The organism is Candidatus Caccoplasma merdavium (assembly GCA_018715595.1).
GTDB classification, from domain to species: domain Bacteria; phylum Bacteroidota; class Bacteroidia; order Bacteroidales; family UBA11471; genus Caccoplasma; species Caccoplasma merdavium.
The window spans coordinates 42,644-66,173 of the sequence record DVLI01000006.1 but is presented as its reverse complement, the minus strand read 5'-3'; the positions used below and the strand labels follow the sequence as shown (position 1 = coordinate 66,173).

The 23,530-nt window shown below is 58.7% G+C and carries 17 protein-coding genes; 13 read left to right on the top strand and 4 right to left on the bottom strand.

The features are described from left to right. Nucleotides 1-2,013 carry a transketolase gene (locus tag IAD09_01585; GenBank protein HIT80926.1) on the top strand — a complete coding sequence of 671 codons (2,013 nt, stop codon included), beginning with the start codon at nucleotides 1-3 and terminating at the stop codon, nucleotides 2,011-2,013. 189 nt (nucleotides 2,014-2,202) lie between these two features. Continuing rightward, the gene (locus IAD09_01580; protein ID HIT80925.1) at nucleotides 2,203-4,791 is read left to right on the top strand and encodes a glycoside hydrolase family 3 C-terminal domain-containing protein; all 2,589 of its coding nucleotides are present in this window, start codon (nucleotides 2,203-2,205) and stop codon (nucleotides 4,789-4,791) included. A gap of 78 nt (nucleotides 4,792-4,869) precedes the next feature. Here IAD09_01580 and IAD09_01575 read toward each other — a convergent pair whose 3' ends face one another. Beyond that, complete coding sequence (locus tag IAD09_01575; GenBank protein HIT80924.1) at nucleotides 4,870-5,793, bottom strand: helix-turn-helix transcriptional regulator; 924 nt, start codon at nucleotides 5,791-5,793, stop codon at nucleotides 4,870-4,872. Between the two features lie 357 nt (nucleotides 5,794-6,150). Next, the gene (locus IAD09_01570; GenBank protein HIT80923.1) at nucleotides 6,151-7,944 is read right to left on the bottom strand and encodes a DNA polymerase III subunit gamma/tau; all 1,794 of its coding nucleotides are present in this window, start codon (nucleotides 7,942-7,944) and stop codon (nucleotides 6,151-6,153) included. Between the two features lie 432 nt (nucleotides 7,945-8,376). On the opposite strand from IAD09_01570, the gene IAD09_01565 reads away from it, so the two are divergent. Genes IAD09_01565 through IAD09_01555 form a run of 3 tightly spaced genes read left to right on the top strand, consistent with a single transcriptional unit; the run spans nucleotide 8,377 to nucleotide 10,592 of the window. Next, a complete protein-coding gene (locus IAD09_01565) occupies nucleotides 8,377-8,799 on the top strand; it encodes a hypothetical protein (GenBank protein HIT80922.1) in 423 nt (140 codons plus the stop codon). Continuing rightward, entirely contained in the window at nucleotides 8,783-10,084 is a 1,302-nt protein-coding gene (locus tag IAD09_01560) for a DUF3440 domain-containing protein (protein HIT80921.1), read from the top strand. The genes IAD09_01565 and IAD09_01560 overlap by 17 nt, the downstream gene beginning before the upstream one ends. Continuing rightward, entirely contained in the window at nucleotides 10,065-10,592 is a 528-nt protein-coding gene (locus IAD09_01555) for a ParB-like nuclease domain-containing protein (GenBank protein ID HIT80920.1), read from the top strand. The genes IAD09_01560 and IAD09_01555 overlap by 20 nt, the downstream gene beginning before the upstream one ends. Before the next feature lie 98 nt (nucleotides 10,593-10,690). Here the strand turns inward: IAD09_01555 and IAD09_01550 are convergent, their stop codons facing one another. Continuing rightward, nucleotides 10,691-11,575 carry a glucosaminidase domain-containing protein gene (locus tag IAD09_01550; protein HIT80919.1) on the bottom strand — a complete coding sequence of 295 codons (885 nt, stop codon included), beginning with the start codon at nucleotides 11,573-11,575 and terminating at the stop codon, nucleotides 10,691-10,693. 91 nt (nucleotides 11,576-11,666) lie between these two features. Between IAD09_01550 and cdd the strand changes: the two genes are divergently transcribed. From cdd to IAD09_01520, 6 genes are all read left to right on the top strand, one after another. After that, nucleotides 11,667-12,137: a cytidine deaminase gene (gene cdd / locus IAD09_01545; GenBank protein ID HIT80918.1), complete on the top strand. Its 471-nt coding sequence runs from the start codon at nucleotides 11,667-11,669 to the stop codon at nucleotides 12,135-12,137. A 14-nt stretch (nucleotides 12,138-12,151) separates the two neighbouring features. After that, nucleotides 12,152-12,676 carry a GNAT family N-acetyltransferase gene (locus IAD09_01540; GenBank protein HIT80917.1) on the top strand — a complete coding sequence of 175 codons (525 nt, stop codon included), beginning with the start codon at nucleotides 12,152-12,154 and terminating at the stop codon, nucleotides 12,674-12,676. A gap of 89 nt (nucleotides 12,677-12,765) precedes the next feature. Further along, nucleotides 12,766-14,370, top strand: a complete 1,605-nt coding sequence (locus IAD09_01535) for a glycoside hydrolase 43 family protein (GenBank protein HIT80916.1) — start codon at nucleotides 12,766-12,768, stop codon at nucleotides 14,368-14,370. A gap of 65 nt (nucleotides 14,371-14,435) precedes the next feature. Beyond that, nucleotides 14,436-16,385, top strand: a complete 1,950-nt coding sequence (locus IAD09_01530) for a glycoside hydrolase family 97 protein (GenBank protein HIT80915.1) — start codon at nucleotides 14,436-14,438, stop codon at nucleotides 16,383-16,385. Between the two features lie 14 nt (nucleotides 16,386-16,399). After that, complete coding sequence (locus IAD09_01525; GenBank protein HIT80914.1) at nucleotides 16,400-17,782, top strand: family 43 glycosylhydrolase; 1,383 nt, start codon at nucleotides 16,400-16,402, stop codon at nucleotides 17,780-17,782. 234 nt (nucleotides 17,783-18,016) lie between these two features. Further along, on the top strand, nucleotides 18,017-19,672 hold the full coding sequence (locus IAD09_01520) for a hypothetical protein (GenBank protein HIT80913.1): 1,656 nt from the start codon (nucleotides 18,017-18,019) through the stop codon (nucleotides 19,670-19,672). Here the strand turns inward: IAD09_01520 and IAD09_01515 are convergent. After that, nucleotides 19,662-21,515 carry a hypothetical protein gene (locus IAD09_01515; protein HIT80912.1) on the bottom strand — a complete coding sequence of 618 codons (1,854 nt, stop codon included), beginning with the start codon at nucleotides 21,513-21,515 and terminating at the stop codon, nucleotides 19,662-19,664. The genes IAD09_01520 and IAD09_01515 overlap by 11 nt on opposite strands. A 348-nt stretch (nucleotides 21,516-21,863) precedes the next feature. Between IAD09_01515 and IAD09_01510 the strand changes: the two genes are divergently transcribed. Next, nucleotides 21,864-22,328 (top strand): DUF1573 domain-containing protein, encoded by a 465-nt coding sequence (locus IAD09_01510; protein HIT80911.1) that lies wholly within the window; start codon nucleotides 21,864-21,866, stop codon nucleotides 22,326-22,328. Nucleotides 22,329-22,380: 52 nt separating this feature from the next. Next, nucleotides 22,381-23,472, top strand: a complete 1,092-nt coding sequence (gene meaB, locus IAD09_01505) for a methylmalonyl Co-A mutase-associated GTPase MeaB (GenBank protein HIT80910.1) — start codon at nucleotides 22,381-22,383, stop codon at nucleotides 23,470-23,472. Nucleotides 23,473-23,530: the final 58 nt, after the last annotated feature.

Below are 23,530 nucleotides of genomic sequence, written 5' to 3'. Positions count from 1 at the left end.
CTGATGGACAACAAAGTAACTAATCTCGCAGCCGACAACATACGCATATTGGCTGCCTCAATGGTCGAAAAAGCCAACTCGGGACACCCCGGAGGAGCCATGGGTGGCGCCGACTTCGTCAACGTACTCTTCTCGGAGTATCTCGTGTATGACCCCGAAAATCCCCGTTGGGAAGGACGCGACCGCTTCTTCCTCGACCCGGGACACATGTCGCCCATGCTCTACTCGGTGCTGGCCCTCACCGGCAAATTCACGATGGAAGAGTTGAGCCAGTTCCGCCAATGGGACAGCCCCACGCCGGGCCACCCCGAAGTGAACGTCATGCGCGGCATCGAAAACACCTCGGGCCCGCTGGGTCAAGGCCACACCTTCGCCGTGGGAGCCGCCATCGCCGCCAAATTCCTCAAAGCCCGCCTCGGTGAAGTGATGAACCAGACGATATATGCCTACATCTCCGACGGTGGCGTGCAGGAAGAAATCTCGCAGGGAGCCGGCCGTCTGGCAGGACACCTCGGCCTCGACAACCTCATCATGTTCTACGACTCCAACGACATACAGCTCTCGACGGCCACCAACGCCGTGACCAGCGAGAATGTCGCCCAAAAATACGAGGCATGGGGCTGGAAAGTCATCTCCATCAACGGCAACGACCCCGACGAGATACGTTGCGCCCTCAACCGGGCCCGGGAGGAGAAGGGACAACCCACCCTCATCATCGGCAAGACCGTCATGGGCAAAGGCGCCCGCAAGGCCGACGGCAGCAGCTACGAAAACAACTGCGCCACACACGGTGCACCCCTGGGTGGTGACGCCTATGTCAACACCATCAAAAACCTCGGCGGAGACCCCGAAAATCCCTTCCAAATCTTCCCCGAAGTGCAAGCCCTCTACGCCGCCCGCGCCGAAGAACTCAAAAAAATCGTCGCCGAGCGCTACGCCGCCCGTGACGCCTGGGCCAAGGCCAATCCCGAACTGGCCGCCAAGATGGAAAGCTGGTTTGCCGGGAAAGCCCCCGTCGTAAACTGGGACGCCATCGAGCAAAAAGCCGGCGCCGCCACACGCGCCGCCTCGGCCACGGTACTCGGAGCGCTGGCCACACAGGTAGAGAACATGATTGTCGCCTCGGCCGACCTCTCCAACTCCGACAAGACCGACGGCTTCCTCAAAAAGACCCACGCCTTCACCCGCGACGACTTCTCGGGAGCCTTCCTCCAAGCCGGCGTGTCGGAGCTCACCATGGCCTGCTGCGCCATAGGCATGGCCCTGCACGGCGGTGTGATACCGGCCTGCGCCACCTTCTTCGTCTTCTCCGACTACATGAAACCGGCCGCCCGCATGGCCGCCCTCATGGAGACCCCCGTGAAGTTCATCTGGACACACGACGCCTTCCGCGTCGGTGAAGACGGCCCCACCCACGAACCGGTAGAACAGGAAGCCCAAATCCGTCTCCTCGAAAAGCTCAAAAACCACAAAGGACACAACTCGATGCTGGTACTCCGCCCGGCCGACGCCGAAGAGACCACCGTCGCCTGGCGGCTGGCCATGGAGAACACCACTACCCCCACGGCGCTCATCTTCTCGCGGCAGAACATCGCCAACCTGCCCGCCGGTAACGATTACAGCCTCGTAGCCAAAGGCGCCTACATCGTGGCCGGCTCCGATGCCGACCCCGACGTGGTGCTGGTGGCCTCGGGTTCGGAAGTATCGACCCTCGTGGCCGGTGCCGAAAAACTCCGCGCCGAAGGCATCAAGGTGCGCATCGTGTCGGCTCCGTCGGAAGGTCTCTTCCGCACCCAGAGCAAAGAATACCAGGAGAGCGTTATCCCCACGGGAGCCAAAGTATTCGGCCTCACCGCCGGACTGCCCGTCACCCTCGAAGGGCTGGTCGGCGCCAACGGCAAGGTGTTCGGTCTCGAATCGTTCGGCTTCTCGGCTCCCTACAAGGTGCTCGACGAGAAGCTCGGCTTCACCGCACAGAACGTCTACGACCAAGTAAAAGCATTGCTGGCCTAATCGCCCGTAATCCCCTCTTCAAAAAAGCCTGTCGGCACATGTGCCGACAGGCTTTTTTCGATATTCCTCACATACGGCGCAAAAATCCTCCTAAGAAATGAAAAAGTCCACATGGAAGATAAAAAAACAACCGTTCTTTGCAGGCAACATGACTTTTCGTTATTTTTGTTCAAATTCCATACAAGAACCATGAAGAAACAACTCCTTGCTTCCCTCTGCGCCGGCTTGTGCCTGCTCACCGCCCAAGCGCAAGACCTGTTACCGTACCAAAACGCCAACCTCACACCCGAAGAACGCGCCGAAGACCTGCTGCACCGCCTCACCCTGAAAGAGAAGGTGTCGCTCATGAAAAACGGCTCGGCCGCCGTCGACCGGCTGGGCATTCCCGCCTACGACTGGTGGAACGAAGCGCTGCACGGCGTAGGCCGCGCGGGACTGGCCACGGTATTCCCGCAAACGATAGGCATGGCCGCCACCTTCGACGACAAAGCCGTGTATGAGACCTTCAACATCGTCTCGACCGAAGCGCGAGCCAAGCACCACGAATTCAAACGCACCCAAGACAAGCTGCAACGTTACCAGGGACTTACCTTCTGGACCCCCAATATCAACATCTTCCGCGACCCGCGCTGGGGACGCGGACAAGAGACCTACGGCGAAGACCCCTACCTCACCGGCCGCATGGGGGTTGCCGTGGTGCTCGGCCTGCAAGGCGACACGACGGCCCGATACAACAAGCTGCACGCCTGCGCCAAGCACTTTGCCGTGCACAGCGGCCCCGAATGGAACCGACACTCGTTCGATGCCGAAAACATCGCCCCGCGCGACTTGTGGGAGACCTATCTGCCGGCCTTCAAGGAACTGGTGCAGGAAGCCCGCGTGAAAGAGGTCATGTGTGCCTATAACCGCTACGAGGGCGAACCTTGCTGCGGCAGCAAGCAACTGCTCATTCACATTCTGCGCGAACAGTGGGGCTACCGCGACATCGTCGTCTCGGATTGCAGCGCCATCACCGACTTCTTCAAGGAAGGCCATCATGAAACGCACCCGTCGAAAGAGGCCGCCTCGGCCGATGCCGTCATCAGCGGCACCGACCTCGAATGCGGAAGCAACTACTCGTCGCTGGTGAAAGCCGTGCGCGACGGCCTCATCACCGAAGACCAAATCGACACCTCGGTGCGCCGCCTGCTGAAAGCCCGCTTCGAGCTGGGACTTTTCGACCCCGACAGCATCGTGCCCTGGGCCCGCATTCCCTACTCGGTCGTAGACTGTGACGAGCACAAGGCCAAAGCCCTCGAAATGGCCCGCAAAAGCATGACCCTCCTCTACAACAAAAACGACATACTCCCCCTCGACAAGCAAAGCCGCATTGCCGTCATCGGCCCCAACGCCGGCGACTCGGTGATGCAATGGGGCAACTACAACGGATTCCCCTCGCACACCGCCACCCTGCTCCTCGGCTTGCAGGAGAAGGGCATCGACTTCTCCTACCAAAAGGGGTGCAACTGGGTCGAAGACCAAATTTTCAACAGCGTCTTCAACCGTTGTTCGTCCGAGGGTAAAACCGGATTCTCGGCCACCTACTGGAACAATACCGACATGCAGGGCGACGCCGTCACACGCACCCATGTAGCCCTCCCGTTCAACTTCGACATCGGCGGCGCCGACGGTTTTGCGGCCGGAGTATCGCTCTATGACTTTTCGAGCCGCTACACCGCCACGTTCACGCCCGAACGCGACGGGGAGTATATCTTCACCCTGTCGGCCAACGACGGATTCCGCCTCATTATCGACGGCGACACCCTCTCGAACCTTTGGTTCGACTCGCAATCGCGTGCCAACAACGAAATAAAATTCACCGCCGAAGCCGGCAAATCCTATGATGTCGTCGTCGAATATGTGCAAGGCGGCGGTGAAGGCCACCTGCGCTTCGACGTAGGCCAATATGCCACGGTCGATGCCGAAGCCCTGGCCCGCAGCATCGACGAGGAAGTGGTCGTCTTTGCCGGCGGCATCACGCCCCGTCTCGAAGGCGAAGAGATGCGGGTCAACTATCCGGGCTTCAAAGGGGGCGACCGCACCGTCATCGAACTGCCCCAGGTGCAGAGAGAGGTCATCAAAGCGCTGAAAAAAGCCGGCAAGAAGGTGATTCTCGTACTCAACTCGGGTAGCGCCATCGGCCTCGAAGAGGAGTTGCCTTGCGTCGACGCCATACTGCAAGCCTGGTACCCGGGACAAGCCGGCGGCACGGCGGTGGCCGATGTCCTCTTCGGCGACTACAACCCGGCCGGACGTCTCCCCGTGACCTTCTACAAAAGCACCGCCCAACTGCCCGACTTCGAAGACTACAACATGACGGGACGCACCTACCGATACATGACCGAAGAACCGCTCTTCCCCTTCGGCCACGGCCTGAGCTACACCACCTTCTCCTACGGCAAAGCGTCGCTCGACCAGAAAGCCCGCGCCGGCAAAGAAAACAGCCTCACCCTCTCCCTCACCAATACCGGCAGCCGTGACGGCGACGAAGTGGTGCAGGTGTATGTGCGCAACCTCCAAGACCCGCAAGGGCCCAAGAAATCGCTGCGCGCCTTCAAACGGGTGCACCTGCGTGCCGGAGAGACCCAAAAAGTGCGCATCGACCTGCGGGCTTCGACGTTCGACTTCTTCGACCCGGCAACCGGCTCGGTATGGTGCAAACCCGGGAAATACGAAATCCTTTACGGTGGAACTTCGGCCGACAACGGGCTGAAACGTTTTACCGTCACCGTGAAATAAGCGACGGGCTCCGCCCTAACGACACGTCGGCCGACACATCTCTGTGTCGGCCGACGGCATATACAGGAGGGGGCTCGATCAACTTTGCTTGTACTCCGACGGCGACATGCCCGTGCGCCGCTTGAAATAGGTGCCAAAAAACGACTGGTTGGGAAAGTTGAGATAATAAGCCACCTGTTGAATGCTCATCGAGGAGAATTTCAAGAGATTCTTGGCTTCGAGTATGACGTACTCGTCGATCCAGTCGGCGGCCGAACGGCCACTGACCTGCTTGATGAGCGTCGTCAGATATTTGGGGGTAATGTGGAGCAGTGAGGCATAGAAGCTCAGCGAACGCTCTTCCCGGTAATGCTGTTGCAAGTAGCGCATGAAATCGCGGAAATACTCTTCACCCCGATTGTGCACGGTCTCGATAGAGGCCGTTTGGCGCATCTCCATAACACGGGAAAGTATGGCACACACCTTGTAAATGGCAATGCTGGCATACCCCCGCAGAATCTCTTTTTGGTAAGGCTTCCCCGAGAGCTTCTTCATCTCACGCTCTATCGTCTCAAAAAGTTGCCGCATGTCGTCGAGCTCCTCGGTCGAAATCGTGATGCAGGGATTTTCCAGGACGAGGGAGAACTGGGGCAACAGGTTGTGCAGGTCGATGTGCACATCGCGGAGGAAATTCTCGTCGAAAGACATGAGATGCACCACACTGTCTTCGATTTCGTCGACCTTCACAATCGTGTTGGGCACGTTGATGTAGAGCATATTCTCCTGTAAAATATACTGTTTGAGGTTCGACGTGAAACGCACCTTCCCTCTCTCGCACACGATGGCCGTCATGGCATTGATGCGGCAGGGATATGAAAATATGGGAAGCACCTCCTGAGCTATCTCTTTTTTATTGATGCCGTGATAGGTCGAGATGAGACAACCGTCATGAAAGGTGCTTTGCACGTTCGATTCCTTAAAAACCTCTTGCAAGGAGAAATTCGCAATATTCATCTGTTCCATACAATCATGCTTTACAGGGCAAATATAAGAGTTTTCAGACAAAATATTATTCGATATATCGTTTTTTTAAACATATCGACCATTTTCTGCCCTCCCCGATTCCTGCCGGTACCGCCATCGCTAAAAGAGACTCCCCGTCACGCTCGACATGTTTCTACTCCCCCCGTCCGATAATGACCCCGACGGATCCGGACAGGACATAAAAGAGATGGCCCCGGTATTGGTTTCCCCGGGGCCATCTGTCTATGGAAAGTGTCATAAAAACCCTCTATTGCGGGGAAAGGACAGATGCAAGAGAATCCGCCTCGCGGCCCGTCCCTCACAAGTCGACCCGTCGCCAGCAGGGCGACAAAAAATTCAGGAGAGTTCGAGGCCGAAAATCTCTTTCAGCCGGTTGAGTTCCGGATTTTGCTCGGCCAGCAACACAAAACGTTCACCGGGGCTGAATGCCTTCTGCCGCTCTTCCCGCTCCCGTTCGCGCACCTGCATCGAGAGGTGAGAATTGCGCAGACTGGTACGCAGGAAAGCCAGGAGGTCGGCCGCCCGTCCGTTGAGTTTGTCCATCTGCGCACGATTGTCGACCACCACCTCGAATGTCGTGGCATCGAGCAGTTGCGGCATGCACAGATACATCGTCTGCACCAATACCGTCTCGGTAGGAATCTGTTTGGTAAAACGCAACCACACCTCGTGCAGGGCATCGAGGGTAAAAGGCTCGTTCATCTCGGCAGTCGGCTGTTTTTCAACGACAGGTGTCTCGGAAGGGTCGGGCTCGATGCCGTGTTTGAGCGAGATGCGGGGAATCTTGCGGGCGGTCGGTTTGGAAGGAGAGCCCACTTGCGCAACCGGAATCGGAGGCCGCTGCGGAGTCTCCTGCGAGGCGGACTCCGTCACTTCCTCCCGAGGGGCAGCCGGTTCCCTCTCTGCCGGAGCAGAGGGGTCGGCAGCCGGTTTATTTGTGTGAGCGGTAGCCGGCGACACCGCTGGACGAGGGTTTGCCGTCGCAGGGGGAACGGCCGCGGCAAGGGTCGTGCCGGCCAACGGCTGGCTCACGACCGGGGCATTCAGGGAACAAATCTTTATGAGCATGAGCTCTACAAGCAGACGCTTGTTGTTGCTGATGCGGTAATCGAGGTCGCAACGGTTGCTCAAATCCATGGCCGCATAGAGGAAACGTTTGTCGCATCGGGCAGCCTGAGCGGCATACTGCCCGGCCACCGTGGCACCCACGTCGAGCAACGGAAGGGTCGAGGCATCTTTGCTCACCATGAGATCCCTGAAATGGCTGCTCAACCCGTTGACAAAAAGTTGGGCACCAAAGCCGGCCCGCAACACGGCGTCGAAGACGAGCAGGGCGGCCGGGACATCACCGGCGAGCAGGGCATCGGTGAGTTTGAAGTAATAGTCATAGTCGAGAATGTTGAGATTCTCGATGGTGTTCTGATAGGTGAGGTTCCCGCCCGAAGAGGCCGCCACCTGGTCGAAGATGGAGAGGGCATCGCGCATGCCGCCATCGGCCTTGCGGGCGATGACATTGAGGGCGTCGTCTTCGACGGTAAACCCCTCCCGGGAGGCGACATAGCGCAGATGTTCGACCATGTCTTCGATGGTGATGCGCTGGAAGTCATAAATCTGGCAGCGCGACAGTATCGTGGGCAGGAGCTTGTGCTTCTCGGTCGTGGCCAAGATGAAAATGGCATGGTGGGGCGGCTCTTCGAGTGTCTTCAAGAAGGCGTTGAAGGCGGCCGTCGACAACATGTGCACCTCGTCGATGATGAAGACCTTGTAACGGCCCAGTTGGGGCGGCACACGCACCTTGTCGATGAGGCTGCGTATCTCGTCGACCGAATTGTTCGACGCGGCGTCGAGCTCGATGATGTTATAGGAGCGCTGCTCGTTGAAGGCACGGCACGACTCGCATTCGTTGCAGGCCTCCCCGTCGGGCGTAGGGTGTTCGCAGTTGATGGTCTTGGCAAAGATGCGGGCACAGGTGGTCTTTCCCACACCACGCGTACCGCAGAAGAGATAGGCATGAGCCAGCTTGCGGGTGATGACGGCCGCTTTGAGCGTCTGCACCAAAGCCTTCTGCCCGACGACCGATTGGAAGGTCGCGGGGCGGTATTTCCGGGCCGATACGATATAGTTGTCCATAATGAGACAAAGATAATGAATGGCAAATAAAAGGCAAAGGGGAAACGAAGTTTTCTTGTCCGGCGACGGTGGGTTCTCTTCCACGACGTTTCCCGCCGAGCGGGACGGAAGCACAGCTGGGTGGGACATGACGGTTGGAAGGGGGAGAGGACAAGCGGTCACCCCGCCCCTCGATGCGGGGTTCGGGGAAAAGCCGGCGCCATGCGTGCGAACGATGGGTCCCCGTCGGGCGGGCACGGCGCGACGGGGCGAGGGAACAGCAACTGGCCATAAAAGGGGCCAAAAGGTCTTGCCCGGGAATTTTCCGGAAGAAACATTCTCTTGGAAAACGGATTACCGGACAATTCCGTTTTTATCCCCCATAACGGTTTTTTTTGTATATTTGCGACAAACGGCCGTGAGCCGGAAAGATTCTCCATGAAATAAGTGCACATGAAAATCGAAATTCTGGGAGGCACATCACCCCGCTTGTACAAGTTGGTCGCTCCCCTTGTCATGAACGCAGCCGTCTTGCGACAGAACGACAATTATCCCTACAAAACCTCGCAGCGCCACGAGTGGCTGCTTGCTCTCGACGACGAGGACGAAAACAAGATTTCGGGCTTTTTCCCCGTCGAACGCCGCGAGGGGTATGCCTACATCAACAACTACTATCTCTCGCCCGAGGCCGAGGAGGCTGTTTTGCCGGCACTTATCGAGAAATCCATCGAGATGTATGTCCCGATGGGCCCGCTGGTCGCCGTTGTCCATACGCGTGATGCCGAAGCCTTTCTTGAAAAAGGTTTTGCGGCTGAACGGGAATGGAAACACTATGTAAAAATGAAATACCAGGCTGGCGATGGAAAAACGTCGTAACGTGTATGAAGCGGCCCTCTCGCGCATAGAAAAAATCTTCACCGATTTCGACAATGTCTATGTCTCCTTTTCGGGCGGGAAAGACAGCGGGGTATTGCTCAACCTCTGCATCGACTATGTGCGCAAACACCGGTTGAATCGCCGCATCGGCGTTTTCCACATGGACTACGAGGTGCAATACTCCGAAACGCTGAAATATGTCGAGGAGGTACTCGCGCAAAACACCGACATTCTCGACATCTACCGCGTGTGCGTGCCGTTCAAGGTACAGACCTGCACCTCGATGCACCAAAGCTACTGGCGCCCGTGGGACGACGAGATGAAGGAGCTTTGGGTGAGGGAAATGCCGCGCTCGGCCTACCGGAAGGAGGATTTCGATTTCTTTTCCGACGATTTGTGGGACTATGATTTCCAGATAAAATTTGCCGAGTGGCTGCACCGTTACAAGCGGGCGGGGCGCACCTGCTGCCTGGTGGGCATTCGCACGCAGGAGAGTTTCAACCGCTGGCGCTCGATACACAGCGACAAGAACTATTGCTGCTACGAGCGTTTCAAGTGGACACGCAAGATTGCCGACGATGTCTACAATGCCTACCCCATATATGACTGGCGCACGACCGACGTGTGGGTGGCCAACGGCCGTTTCGGGTGGTCCTACAACCACCTCTACGACCTCTATTACCAGGCCGGCGTCTCCATCGAAAAACAACGGGTGGCCAGCCCCTTCATCTCGGCGGCGATACCCAGCCTGCAACTCTACCGGGCCATCGACCCGCAGATGTGGGGGCGCATGATAAGTCGTGTCAACGGCGTAAACTTTGCCGGCATCTACGGCAACACCTCGGCCATGGGGTGGTACACGGTGAAATGCCCGCCCAACATGACATGGGAAAAATACATGCACTTCCTGCTCAGCACCCTGCCCGAAGAGATACGCCAGGGCTATCTCGACAAGTTGAGCGTGAGCATTGCCTTCTGGCGCGACAAGGGCGGTTGCCTGGCCGATGAGACCATCGACAAGTTGCGGAAGATGGGGGTCGAGATAGAGGTCGGGGAATCGACCAATTACAAAACCGACAAAAAACCGGTGCGCATGGCATATCTCGACGACATCGACATCGAGGAGTTCAGGGAGTTGCCCTCGTTCAAACGCATGTGCATCTGCATTCTCAAAAACGACCATTCGTGCAAATACATGGGCTTCGCCCCCACGAAGGCCGAGAAAGAACGACGCGACCAAATTATGGAAAAATATAAAAAATACTATGGCGAAAATAAAGAATGAAGAGCGATACAGAAGTCCCGTCTACAAAGTCATACCCGTCCCGGTCGACAAGGTGGTGGCCAATGCCTATAACCCCAACGTGGTGGCTCCTCCCGAGATGAAATTGCTCGAACTCTCGATATGGGAAGACGGCTACACGATGCCTTGCGTGTGTTACTATGTCGCCGACAAAGATGTCTATGAACTGGTCGACGGCTATCACCGGTACCTGGTGATGAAGACCTCCCGTCGCATCTTCGAACGCGAACACGGCCTCTTGCCCGTGGTGGTCATCGAAAAAGACCTTTCCAACCGCATGGCCTCGACGATACGCCACAACCGGGCCCGCGGCACGCACAACGTGGAGTTGATGAGCGAAATCGTCTCGGAACTGACCAAGGCCGGCATGTCCGACCGCTGGATAGAGCGCAACATAGGCATGGACAAAGATGAGCTGTTGCGCCTGAAACAGATTACCGGATTGGCGGCACTTTTTGCCAATAAGGATTTCTCGCTTACCGACGATTGACGCCCCTCGGGGCAGCCCCTTTTGCCAGCGAGCCGGCCGAAAGACTTTCGGCCGGCTCGCTGCCTTTTCCCTTGTCATTGCGACGGTGCACCACCATTTCAGCGCAACCGCAGCACGTCGCCCACCCGGGGAACTCTGTCGCCCGAGATGTCATTGCGACGCAGGAGCACCTTCAACTTGATGCCGTACATTTGCGCCACGTCGTGCAGCGATTCGCCGGCGGCCAGCGTATGGGTCTTGTTGGGCTTTTGGGCGCGGCGGCGTTTGGCTTTGAGGTAGACGATGTCGCCGGCTTGGAGCTTGTAGCGGCGGGGAAAGTCGTTGAAGCGGCGTATCTGATAGGCATACAACTCAAACTCCCGGGCAATGAGCCGTTGCGTGTCGCCCTCCCGGGCCACCACATAAGGAAGGCCCCACTTCGACTCCATGTCGTGGTATTCATAATTCTTGGGCATGCGGGGCAACCCTTTGCCGTCGTAGCGGTGCAGGCCATAGAGCTCTATCATCTGAATGAGTTTACTCGCATAAGCCTTGTCGGTGGCATAGCCGCAGCGTTTCAGGCCGTGTGCCCACCCTTTGTAGTCGGTGATGTCGAGCTTGAAGAGTTTCTCGTAGCGCGGGCTTTTGGTGAGGAACAGGGCATGGTCTTCATACGAATCCTTGGGATTGCGGTATTTCCTGAAACACTCGCCTTTCTCATCGTCGTCGTGATACACCCGTTTCCCCTCCCAGGCGTTGTGGCACTTGATGCCGAAATGGTTGTTCGATTTGCGGGCCAGTTCGCTGGTTCCGGCGGCCGACTCGATGAGACCTTGCGCCAAGGTGATGCTGGCCGGAATCCGGTAGCGTTTCTGGTGCTCGATGGCAATATCCTTGTATTTGTTGATATAATCGATATAGATGGGGTTTTTCGACTGGGCAAACACCGTTGCGGCCATCAGCGACAAAAGGCAGGTAAAAAGAAGTTTTCGGCAGTGCTTCATAGAGACAAAACAGTTATCAAAATGGGTGCCGGGACATGGATTTGTGGGAAAATAACCTTATATTTGTGAAGATTACCAACACGACCGAGCCATGGCAAGACACCTGCAACTATCGGCAAAGATAACGGTTTGTCGTTATAATGAATTGAGCGACCGCGAAAAAAAATTAGTCACGGCGGCGCGAGAAGCCACCCAAGGGGCTTATGCCCCCTATTCCCGATTTGCCGTAGGAGCGGCGGTGGCGCTCTCCGACGGCCGCATCATACCGGGCAGCAACCAGGAAAACGCCTCCTACCCCGTGGGCCTTTGTGCCGAGCGGGTGGCACTCTTTGCCGCCGGCGCCACGGCGGGAACCGTACCGCCGGTGGCGATAGCCCTGGCCGCCTGCGACAAGGGGCAGGCCATCGGGAAACCCGTCACCCCGTGCGGAGCCTGCCGCCAGGTCATGCGCGAGATCGAGATGCGTTACGGGCAGCCGTTGCGCATTCTCATGTGTGGCGCCGAAGAGATATACATTGCCGAGTCGGCGGCCGACCTGCTGCCGCTGAGTTTTGAATTGTAACCTTGCAGAACCTCATGGAGAAGGATATTGATTTTGTTCTTGTCGAAGAACGTGCTTTCGGCGATTTTGCCAAAGAAACCGCCGCCGTTTTCTCCATTGCCGTTGTCGAACATTTCGGCAACGCCGCCGGTCGCAACGCAGTTCCCCTCGACGAGGTGGAGAAATCGCTTCGCAAACGCGGGTCGGTGGTGTATGCCGTTTTCTATCACGGGCAGAAAATCGGAGGCGTCGTCCTGAACATCAACCCCGAAACCCGGCACAACAGCATGGAATTGTTCTATATCCTGCCCGCGTTCCATGGACGCGGGTTGGGCGAAATCGTGTGGCGGGAAATAGAACGCCGCTATCCCGAGACCCGGGTGTGGGAATTGGTAACCCCCTATTTCGAGAAACGGAATATCCATTTTTACGTCAACAAGTGCGGGTTTCACATCGTCGAGTTTTTCAATGCCCATCACAAAGCGAGCGGGACGAGCGACGATGAACCCGAATTTCAAAAAGAGTTTTTCCGCTTCGAGAAAAGAATGAAGGATTCTTAATTCCACACCCCCCCCTTTTTCTTCCGCGCCGTTCCCCGGGAGAACCACGGGGGGGGTGATTTTGAACGCTTCCCAACAGAAAATCGACCATGAAAAACACGCTTTTATCCCTGGCTTTCGTCCTAGGCTGTTTCATGCCGGGGCACACCGCTTGCGCCTCATCGGGCGACAACGGCGACGGGACGTTTACCAACCCCGTCGTGTGGGCCGACATTCCCGACCCCGACGTGATACGCGTGGGCGACGACTTCTACCTGGTGAGCACCACGATGCACCTCATGCCGGGCGCTCCCGTCATGCACTCCAAAGACTTGGTCCACTGGGACATCGCGAGCTACCTCTACGACCGTCTCGACGACAAGCCCCAATATGACATGGTGGAGGGCACCGTCTACGGACGCGGACAGTGGGCCACCTCGCTGCGTTACCGCGACGGTCGCTACTACGCCTATTTCTCACCCAACGACACCCCCTTCAAAGGCTACCTCTACACCACCGACAATCCCGCCGGCAAGTGGTCGCTCATGGCCCGACTGCCCCACTTCCACGACGCCTCCCTCTTCTTCGACGATGACGGCCGGGCCTATGTCTTCTACGGCACGGGACAACTGCGGGAACTGAAACCCGACCTGACCGGGGTACTGCCCGGCGGGGTCGATACCACCCTCTTCGTGCGCGACGCCGAAGAGACCGGACTGCTCGAAGGGAGCCGCGTCGTCAAACACGACGGCCGCTACTACCTGCTGATGGTTTCATGGCCGGCCGGTGCTCCCCGCCGCCAGGTCTGCTACCGCGCCGACCACATCACGGGACCGTATGAGAAACGGGTGATTCTCGAAGATGCGTTTGCGGGCTTTCCCTATGTGGGGCAGGGAACCATCGTCGACGACGGCCGGGGCAACTGGTACGGCATCATCTTCCAAGACCGCGGAGGCGTGGGCCGGGTGCTTACCCTCATGCCCTGCCGCTGGGTCGACGGCTGGCCCCTGCTGGGCGACGAGTCGGGACGGGTACCCGGGAAAATGGACAAACCCGTGGCGGGATTTTCTTCGCCGGGGCTGACGGTCAGCGACGATTTCAATGACGGGAACCTGAAACGCAACTGGCAGTGGAACCACAACCCCATCGACGCATGCCGTTCGCTGACAGCCCGCAAAGGATTCCTGCGCCTCACGACAGGACGGGTGGTGGAAAATCTGTTCCTGGCGCCGAACACCCTCACCCAACGCATGGAAGGGCCCCGGTGCCGGGGCATCGTCGCCCTCGACCTCTCGGGCATGAAAGAGGGCGACGTGGCGGGATTTGCCGCGTTCAACAGCGATGCGGGCGTATTGGCGATTACCTGCCGGGACGGGAAAAAACAACTCTCGATGCAGAGCCAGTCGGTGAGCCTGACCGAAAAGGAGAAACGGGTCTCCGACGTCAAAACAAGGACACACGAGACCGTTGCGCTCACCTCCGACACCCTCTACCTGCGCATCGACGGCGATTTCAGGGTCGGCCGCGACATCGCCACCTTCTATTACAGTCGCGACAACAAGCAATGGCGACGAATCGGCACGGATTTCAACATGACATTCGATTACCGCCGCTTCTTCATGGGCACCAAGTTCGCCCTCTTCAACTATGCCACCCAAGCGACGGGCGGACACATCGACGTCGACTTCTTCGACTATAAACGCCTCGACGAATGAACGCTCCCGCCGCCCTCCTCCTTCCGCTCCACCGAAAATTCAACCCACCCTTAATCCATACCTCCATGAAAAAACTGACATTGATGCTGCTGGCAATATGTTGCGCCTCCCTCCTGTGTGCCGGGGAACTGAGCCTGTCGAGCCCCGACCGACGGCTCACGGTCATCGTCTCCGACAGCGGCGGCCATGCCTCCTACCGCATATTATACGACGGTATCACCTTCCTCGACCCCTCTCCCCTCGGCTTCATAACCGACGCGGGCGACTTCACCCGGGACCTGCGGCTGGGCAAAGCGACCGGAGTGCAGGTCATCGACGAGACTTACAGCCTCAAAAACATCAAGAAAAGCCAAGTACGCCACCTCGCCCACACGGTCGACATACCGTTTGAACAGAACGGCAAGAGAGCCTTCGTGGTAACGTTCAGCGTGGGCAACAACGATGTGGCGTTCCGCTACACCCTCTGCCGCACCGGCGAAACGCTGTGCAGCGTGGTGCGGCAGGAGGCCACGGGGTTCAGGCTCCCCGCCGGAAGCACGACGTTCCTCTGCCCGCAAAGCCCGGCCATGGGCGGATTCGCCCGCACGACCCCGAGCTACGAGACCCCCTACACCCCCGACGACACACCGGGCAAGAACGGACTGGGCGAAGGGTACACCTTTCCCGGTCTCTTCCGCATCGCCGACCGGGGGTGGGTGCTGATTTCGGAGACGGGCGTCGACAGCCGCTACTGCGCCGGCCGGCTCCTGGGACATGCCGACGGGCTCTATACCATCGGTTTCCCGCAAGAGAAGGAGTTCAACGGCAACGGCTCGTCCTCACCGGGCATCACCCTGCCGGGACAAACGCCGTGGCGCACCCTCACCGTGGGACGCACCCTCGCGCCGGTGGTCGAGACGACGGTGGCCTTCGACCTCGTCGAGCCGCTCTATGAGCCCTCGAAAGAGTATGCCGACGAGTATGGCTGCGGCACATGGAGCTGGATTATCGCCGGCGACGGCAGCATGAACTACGCCGAACAGAAACGCTACATCGACTTCTGTGCCGAGATGGGCTACCGCACGGTACTCGTCGATGCCTGGTGGGACACCCGCATCGGCTACGAGGGTATCGAGGAGCTGGCCGCCTACGCCCGCACCAAGGGGGTGGGTCTCTACCTGTGGTACAACTCCAACGGCTACTGGAACGATGCCCCGCAGGGGCCGCGCGGCAAGATGCACAACCTCATCAGACGCCGCCGGGAGATGAAATGGCTGCAACAGACCGGCATCAAGGGCATCAAGGTCGACTTCTTCGGGAGCGACAAGCAGGCCGCCCTGCAACTCTACGAGGAGATTCTGGCCGACGCCAACGACTACGGCCTGCTGGTCATCTTCCACGGCTGCACCCTGCCCCGCGGCTGGGAACGCATGTATCCCAACTATGCCGCCAGCGAGGCGGTACTGGCCAGCGAGAACATGAACTTCACGCAAAGCAGTTGCGACGCCGAAGCCTTCAACGCCTGCCTCCACCCCTTCCTGCGCAACACGGTGGGAAGCATGGATTTCGGCGGCAGCACGCTCAACCGCTACTACAACGCCGGGAACCGTCCGGGCGGCAGCCGGCGGGTCACCTCCGAGGTCTTCGCACTGGCCACGGCCATACTGTTCCAGAGCCCCGTACAGCATTTTGCCCTGGCACCCAACAACCTCACCGACGCCCCGGCCTGGGCCATCGACTTCATGAAGGGGGTGCCCACGACCTGGGACGACACCCGCTTCCTCGACGGCTACCCGGGAAAATACATACTCCTGGCGCGCCGCCACGGCGACACCTGGTATGTCGTGGGGGTGAATGCCCAGAAAGAGACGGTGCGCCTCACCCTCGACCTGTCCCTGTTCGAGGCCGGCGAGACGGTCACCGTCTATGACGACAACAGCCGGCTCGAAGGGCGGGTGCGCACCGCCCGAATAGGGAAAAGGCAACAGATGTCGGTCACCATTCCCACCAACGGCGGAGTGGTCATTCACAACTAAAACATCGGACAGAGATGAAACGCCCAGCGAAAAAACTCCTTCCGGCCGCACTGGCCCTGCTTGCCCCGGCATGGCTGGAAGCCCAAAACCCCATCGTGCAAACCTGTTACACCTCCGACCCGGCACCGATGGTGCACGACGGCACCCTCTACCTCTACACGGGTCACGACGAAGAGCGTGCCGACTTTTTCTGGATGCAGGAGTGGCGCGTCTATTCGACCGAGGACATGGTCAACTGGACCGACCACGGCTCCCCGCTGGCCATCGAATCGTTTGCCTGGGCCGATGACCGGGCCTGGGCCTCGCAGTGCATCGAACGCAACGGCAAGTTCTACTGGTATGTGTGCCTGCACTCGAAACTCACTAACGCCATGGCCATCGGCGTGGCCGTGGGCGATTCGCCCACGGGACCCTTCAAAGACGCCCTCGGGAAACCCCTCTGCGACGGCAGTTGGGACTACATCGACCCCACCGTCTTCATCGACGACGACGGCAGGGCCTTCCTCTACTGGGGTAATCCCCACCTCTACCTGGCCGAGCTCAACGAAGACATGGTGTCGTTCAAAGGCGACGTGCAACGGGTGGAACAGACCGTCGAGAGTTTCGGTGCCCCCAATCCCGAGAAACGGACAAAAGAGGTAAAATATCCCGACACCTATACCGAAGGCCCCTGGCTCTGCAAACGCGGCGACAATTACTACCTGCTCTATGCCGCCGGCGGGGTACCCGAACACATCGCCTACTCGATGAGCCCGAGCCCCACGGGGCCGTGGCGATACATGGGCGAAGTCATGCCCCTGCAAGAGACCGGCGCCTTTACCAACCATGTGGGGGTGGCCGACTACAAAGGAAATTCCTACCTCTTCTATCACACCGGCAAGTTGCCGGGCGGCGGGGGCTTCGGCCGCTCGGTCGCCGTGGAGCGGTTTGAGTACAACGCCGACGGGACCTTTCCCCTCATCTACGCCACCAATGAAGGGGTAGACCCGGTAGGCACCCTCAACCCCTACAAGCGCACCGAGGCCGAAACGATGGCATTCTCGCGCGGGGTGAAATCGGAACCCAACGCCACGACAGGAATCTACATTGCCGACATACACGACGGCGACTACCTCAAAGTGCGTGCCGTCGACTTCGGCCACAACAGTCCGAAGAAATTCCATGTCGCCGCCGCAAGCGCACGGCGCGGCGGGATCATCGAAGTGCGACTCGACAGCATCGGCGGGACGGTCGTCGCCCGGGTCGACGTGCCATCAACCGGAGGCTGGGAACAATGGAAGCGGTTGAAAAGCGACGCGAGCGGCAACGTATCGGGCGTCCACGACCTCTATTTTGTCTTCAAGGGCCGGAAAGGGTGCAAACTCTTCAACCTCGACTGGTGGAAATTCTCCCGCTAAGGAGCGCCGCGCCGCCACACGCCAGGCCGGACGGCAGCGGCACCGTCACCGGGAGCCACGGCAGGAGTTATCGCCCGCCTGCGCGACAAAACAAATTTTTCGGCCTTTTCCCGGCCTTATTTTTCAATTATTTACTACCTTTGGGAAAGAAGGCATTCCGTCGCGGCTCGAAACGCCATCGAGCCCGCTCGACGCCTACGGCCTTTATCCTTTATCAACTTAACACGAATCGCCATGTGTCGCAAATTTCTGTTTCTTCTCGGGCTTGCTCTCCCGCTCGGTTTTTGTGCCGCGGCCCAAGACTCCTATGAGGAGTTCCTGAAAAACCGCCGCAACGAATACAGCAACTACAAAAAAAATGTCGAGGACGACTTTGCCGCCTACCGGGCCAAGATCAATGCCGAATACACCCAGTTCATGCGCGAAAGTTGGAAAGCCTTCTCGGGCGAAGATGCCATACCCGTACCCGAGCAAGAGCCACCCGTTCCGCCGACTGTCGCCCCCAAAGAAGACCAGGAACGCCCCGCGGTAGACCGCCCCGTCACCATCGATAAAATCATCAAGAAACCCATTGCCCCGATAAGCGTTCCGCAGCCTGTGGTACGCATCGACAAAGAACCCCAACCTCAGCCCGTCGTACCGCCGACACCCAAAGAAGAACCCGCTCCCATGCCCGACAAGCCCCTTCCCGTAAAGGAAGAACCCCTACCCGAAGGGAAGAAAGAGCCCACCCCGGTAAAAAAAGAACCGGTGCCCGAGGTAGAAAAACCGGTAACCCCGGCCGACAATCGCTTTGCCTTCTCCTTCTACGGGACCGATTGCCGCATACGCCTCTATGAGAATCAAAAATTCACGCTGAAAAATACGCAGGAAAACAGCGTGGCCGACATGTGGGAACGCCTCTGCACCGACGAATATACCGACATGGTGGCCGACTGCCTGCGGCTGAAAGCCGAGCTCAACCTGTGCGACTGGGCATATCTGAAAATGGCCAAGGTCGTGGGCGACTCATTCCTGCGCCCGGGCAGCGACGAATCGACCCTGTTGCAGATGTTTATCCTCAACCAGTCGGGCTACCGCACCCGCCTCGCCCGCGGCAACGACAACCACCTCTACATGCTCGTGGCCAGCGACTACACCATCTACGGGAAACGCTTCTTCCGGCTCGACAACGTGCGGTTCTACCTCCTGCAACCGTATGAGGGCAACACGATGCACATCTTCGACCGCAAATTCCCCAACGACTGCGCCCTGAACCTGGCCATGAACGAGACCCCCCGCTTCGCCGTGGAGAGCTCGGCCGAGCGCACCCTCACCGCCAAACGCTTCCCCGAAGTGAGCGCCAGCGTCTCGACCAACAAGAATCTGATGGATTTCCTGTCCGACTATCCGTCGTCGGCCATCGACAACGACGAAAACACCAAATGGACGATTTTCGCCGACATTCCGCTCAGTCCCGAAAATCGCGAACGCCTCTACCCCGCCCTGCGGCAGGCCATCGCCGGGAAGAGCGAAGAGGAAGCGGCCAACATGATTATCAATTTCGTGCAGACGGCCTTCGTTTATGAATACGACGACAAGGTGTGGGGCGGCGACCGCATCTTCGCCGCCGACGAAACCCTCTACTATCCTTACAGCGATTGCGAAGACCGGGCCATTCTCTTCACCCGCATCATACGCGATGTGATGGGTCTCGAAACGGCACTCGTCTACTACCCGGGTCACCTGGCCGCCGCGGTACGGTTCAACGAAGAAATTCCGGGCGATTACTTCGTCATCGGCGACAAACGATACCTCATCTGCGACCCCACCTTCATCGGCGCCAACATAGGCCGCACGATGACGGGCATGGACAACAGCCGGGCACAAGTCATTCTGCTCAACCGATAGACGAGGCGTTGTCTTTCTCCCCGTCGCGGGGAATGATGTCCATCTGCTCCATGAGGAAACAGGCATTCATGTGGCGTGCCACGCCGGGACGCAGACGGTAATCGAAGTGCAACGTGTCGTCGACGATTTCCGACTCGAAACAGACGGCCCGCACCACACCGGGATATTCATCGGCGAGCGAGCCCAGCACCAGGTCGTGCGTGGCCGCCACCCCCACGGTTCCCAGCGAGACCAGTTGGCGGACGAGGGAGAGTGAGCCCGTCTGCTTGTCGACCGAGTTGGTACCTTTGAGTATCTCGTCGAGAATCACCAAACATCTCTCACCGGCCCGTTGTCGCAACACCACTTGCCGCAACCGTTTCAGCTCGGCAAAGAAATAAGACTCGTTGCCGGCCAGCGAGTCGGTCGTGTGCAACCCCGTAAAGAGCGTGCAGGGCGTGAACGTCATCGACGCGGCACACACCGGCACACCGAGTGAAGCCAACACGAAATTGACCCCGATGGCCCGCAGGTAGGTACTCTTCCCGGCCATGTTCGCGCCGGTGACAATCAAGAACGAAGGTCGTGCCGGCAACTGCACAGGATTGCAGACACAACGCGCAGGGTCGATGAGCGGGTGTCCCAACGCCTCGGCCACATACACCGGGCATTCGCTATCGACCGCCTCAGGGTAGACATACCCGGGGTGATTGTAGGCAAAAGCCGCCAGTGAAGACAGGGCATCAAACTCGGCCAAGGCATCGAACCAGCGCGTCACCGCACCGCCATGCCGTCGCACCCAGGCGTCGAGAGCCGCCAGTTGCCTGAAATCCCACAACAGAAAACCATTGAGCAAGAGAAACACCAACGCATTGTTGCGCTGGTTGAGATCGTCCATCAGGCGATGCAGGTGACGCAAGGCCGCCGAAGCTTTCTCGCCCGGAGCCGCAGAAAAGGCGTCGGTTACCGCACGCAGTTCCGGAGCCGAAAACGAAGCCGATTCGAGAGTCTCGATGAGCGGAGCATATTTGGCCAAGGCACGCAGGCCCGATTCGATCCGCTCCTGCGCCTGCGAAACCCGTTTGGCGGCAACCAGCGCAGCCACCAGACACAGCGCAAAGAGCAACCCTATGAGCGACGCGGCAACAGGCCACACCCCCGACGAGAGAGCCAGGGCAAGGTAGACAAACGGAAGTATCTTCATGGCCGGCACAACCCCCTTGCGACGGGGAAAGACAGCGGTCGAAAGGGCATCTCCGGCCATGGAGACGTCGCCCCGCTTCCCGCCCGAGACCTTGCCGGTGGCGGCAAAATGCAGCCGCAGGTCGGGCAGGGCGGCCAGTTCACGCACCGCCTCCTGGCGGCGGATTATCGACGCCACATCGGAGAGCGGACGACGCAACCGGTCGGCCAAGCGGTGACGGCCGGCCTCGGTGGCCGTGCGGTCGATATAGGCAAAGAGCGATTTCTCGCCGAAGATGTCGAGGTCGGCCGTAAAATCATGCGCGGCATCGAAAAACTCGACACCCCCGTCGCAACCCGAGAAGTCGTACCGCGACAATCGGGACTCCCGCCGGCAAATCTCCATCGCCGCCTCGACGTAGGCTTTGCGGGCAAAGAGGCGGCCATGCACCTTGACCAGCGCCAGGAAGGCCACCACGAGGGCAATGGCCACCGACCACACCACGGGCCCGGGGCACCAGCCGCGCCCCCACGCCAGCCAGGCAATAAACAGGAGAGCCAGAGCCACCCGCGCAAAGCTCACCCGGCGTATGCGACGGGAGAGCCCGGCCAGAGCGACGGTATATTCTTGCAGTTTTCTGTTGTAAAAATCGAGCGGCGACAGGTCGACAGGTTGTTCCATACAGGCAGTAGGATTAGTGTAAAAGATTGGTGTAAAAAATTCGGATAAAAAATTTCCGGCCGCCCCGGCAACACAAGGCACGAAAACCCCGCGACAGAGAGGCGCCTCTCATTTGCCGACAACAGCCGCACGCAAAGATAAACGATTGCCCGCACACACGCAAAAAAGAGTATATATCCATACCCCCGCCTTTCTCCCCCAAAAATCCTTAAAGATTCGGACGTTATCGAAAAAAGCGTGACGCATGTGACAACAATGAGAAGAAAATCGTATTTTTGTAAAAGCAGGATTTTCCCCTCTCACGAAGGGTTATACCTGATTACAAACCTATTATCAACCTCTATCGCCATGACCCGCAAATCGATTCTCATCGTCGGGCTGCTCCTCATCGCCCTGCTGCCGATGCAGGCCGCCCGCAAACTGACGAAAATATCGTTCGACAAAGTAACCCACGACTTCGGCACCCTCTACGAGAAAGACGGCAACGCCACCTGCACTTTCCGCTTCGTCAACGAAGGGAAAATCCCGCTCGTGATACTCCGCGCGCAAGCCTCGTGCGGCTGCACGGTACCATCCTATCCCGAACACCCCATCGCCCCCGGCGACACGGCCGAGATGACCGTCGAATACCGCACCCGCCACCGTCCGGGAGAGTTTACCAAGTACATCTTTGTCTACTCCAACACCAAGCCCGACCGCACCACCCTGCAAATAAAAGGCGTGGTGATTCCCGACAACGGCAACAACGGCGTCGAGCCCTCGACCCGCGACTACCAACCGGGCGAGCTGCGCACCCGCACCGTCACGAAATAATCTCGTCACGACATACCGTCTTCCCCGAAAAAACCTCCCTTATCCACTTCCCATGAAACATATCGAGAACAACCGCGAATATGCCGGACTTTCGGTGAACCAAGGCATCAGCCAACCGCCGTCGATAAACCCCTACCTGGCACAGAAACTGCAACACCGCCGCCGCGAATACACCGCCGCCGAATACATCGAAGGGATACGCCAAGGCAACATCACCGTGCTGAGCCAGGCCGTCACGCTGGTCGAGAGCCAACTGCCCGAGCACCAGGCCATCGCGCAGGAGGTCATCACCGGCTGTCTGCCCTACGCCGGGCAATCGGTGCGCATCGGCATCACCGGCGTGCCGGGCTCGGGAAAGAGCACGTCGATCGACGCCTTCGGGCTGCATGTGCTGAGCCGGGGCAGCAAACTGGCCGTGCTGGCCATCGACCCCAGCAGCGAACGGTCGAAAGGGAGCATTCTCGGCGACAAGACCCGCATGGAACGCCTTTCGCAGGAGAAAAACGCCTTCATACGTCCCTCGCCGTCGGCCGGCTCGCTGGGCGGCGTGGCCCGTAAGACCCGCGAGACCATTATCCTGTGCGAAGCCGCCGGCTTCGACACCATCTTCGTCGAGACCGTGGGCGTGGGACAGTCCGAGACCGCCGTACACTCGATGGTCGACTTCTTCCTCCTTATCCAGCTGGCCGGCACGGGCGACGAACTGCAAGGCATCAAACGGGGCATCATGGAGATGGCCGACGGCATCGTCATCAACAAGGCCGACGGCAACAACATCGAGAAAGCCCAACTGGCACAGGCGCACTTCCGCAACGCCCTGCACCTCTTCCCGCCCACCCCGTCGGGCTGGGAACCGCAGGTGCTCACCTACTCGGGCTATTACGGGATAGGCATCGACGAGGTGTGGAAAATGATCGACGACTATGTGGCCTTTGTCAAAGAAAACGGCTACTTCGACCGCCGCCGCCGCGAACAGTCGCGCTACTGGCTCACCGAGACCATCGACGAACAACTGCGGGCCCACTTCTACCAGAATCCCGCCATCGCCAGCCAACTGGCCGAGAAAGAACGTCGCGTGCTCGTGGGCGAAGAGAGCCCCTTCACCGCCGCCCAAGAAATTCTCGACAACTACTTCGCGCGATAGAGGGGAACTTCACTTTTACAAGAACGGCAACAATCCTGAGGATTGTTGCCGTTCTTGT

Bases quoted from the DNA above. Each gene is read 5' to 3' on its own strand.
- IAD09_01580 (HIT80925.1), top strand. From the start codon at position 2,203: ATGAAGAAACAACTCCTTGCTTCCCTCTGCGCCGGCTTGTGCCTGCTC.
- IAD09_01575 (HIT80924.1), bottom strand. From the start codon at position 5,793: ATGGAACAGATGAATATTGCGAATTTCTCCTTGCAAGAGGTTTTTAAG.
- IAD09_01570 (HIT80923.1), bottom strand. From the start codon at position 7,944: ATGGACAACTATATCGTATCGGCCCGGAAATACCGCCCCGCGACCTTC.
- IAD09_01565 (HIT80922.1), top strand. From the start codon at position 8,377: ATGAAAATCGAAATTCTGGGAGGCACATCACCCCGCTTGTACAAGTTG.
- IAD09_01560 (HIT80921.1), top strand. From the start codon at position 8,783: ATGGAAAAACGTCGTAACGTGTATGAAGCGGCCCTCTCGCGCATAGAA.
- IAD09_01555 (HIT80920.1), top strand. From the start codon at position 10,065: ATGGCGAAAATAAAGAATGAAGAGCGATACAGAAGTCCCGTCTACAAA.
- IAD09_01550 (HIT80919.1), bottom strand. From the start codon at position 11,575: ATGAAGCACTGCCGAAAACTTCTTTTTACCTGCCTTTTGTCGCTGATG.
- cdd (HIT80918.1), top strand. From the start codon at position 11,667: ATGGCAAGACACCTGCAACTATCGGCAAAGATAACGGTTTGTCGTTAT.
- IAD09_01540 (HIT80917.1), top strand. From the start codon at position 12,152: ATGGAGAAGGATATTGATTTTGTTCTTGTCGAAGAACGTGCTTTCGGC.
- IAD09_01535 (HIT80916.1), top strand. From the start codon at position 12,766: ATGAAAAACACGCTTTTATCCCTGGCTTTCGTCCTAGGCTGTTTCATG.
- IAD09_01530 (HIT80915.1), top strand. From the start codon at position 14,436: ATGAAAAAACTGACATTGATGCTGCTGGCAATATGTTGCGCCTCCCTC.
- IAD09_01525 (HIT80914.1), top strand. From the start codon at position 16,400: ATGAAACGCCCAGCGAAAAAACTCCTTCCGGCCGCACTGGCCCTGCTT.
- IAD09_01520 (HIT80913.1), top strand. From the start codon at position 18,017: ATGTGTCGCAAATTTCTGTTTCTTCTCGGGCTTGCTCTCCCGCTCGGT.
- IAD09_01515 (HIT80912.1), bottom strand. From the start codon at position 21,515: ATGGAACAACCTGTCGACCTGTCGCCGCTCGATTTTTACAACAGAAAA.
- IAD09_01510 (HIT80911.1), top strand. From the start codon at position 21,864: ATGACCCGCAAATCGATTCTCATCGTCGGGCTGCTCCTCATCGCCCTG.
- meaB (HIT80910.1), top strand. From the start codon at position 22,381: ATGAAACATATCGAGAACAACCGCGAATATGCCGGACTTTCGGTGAAC.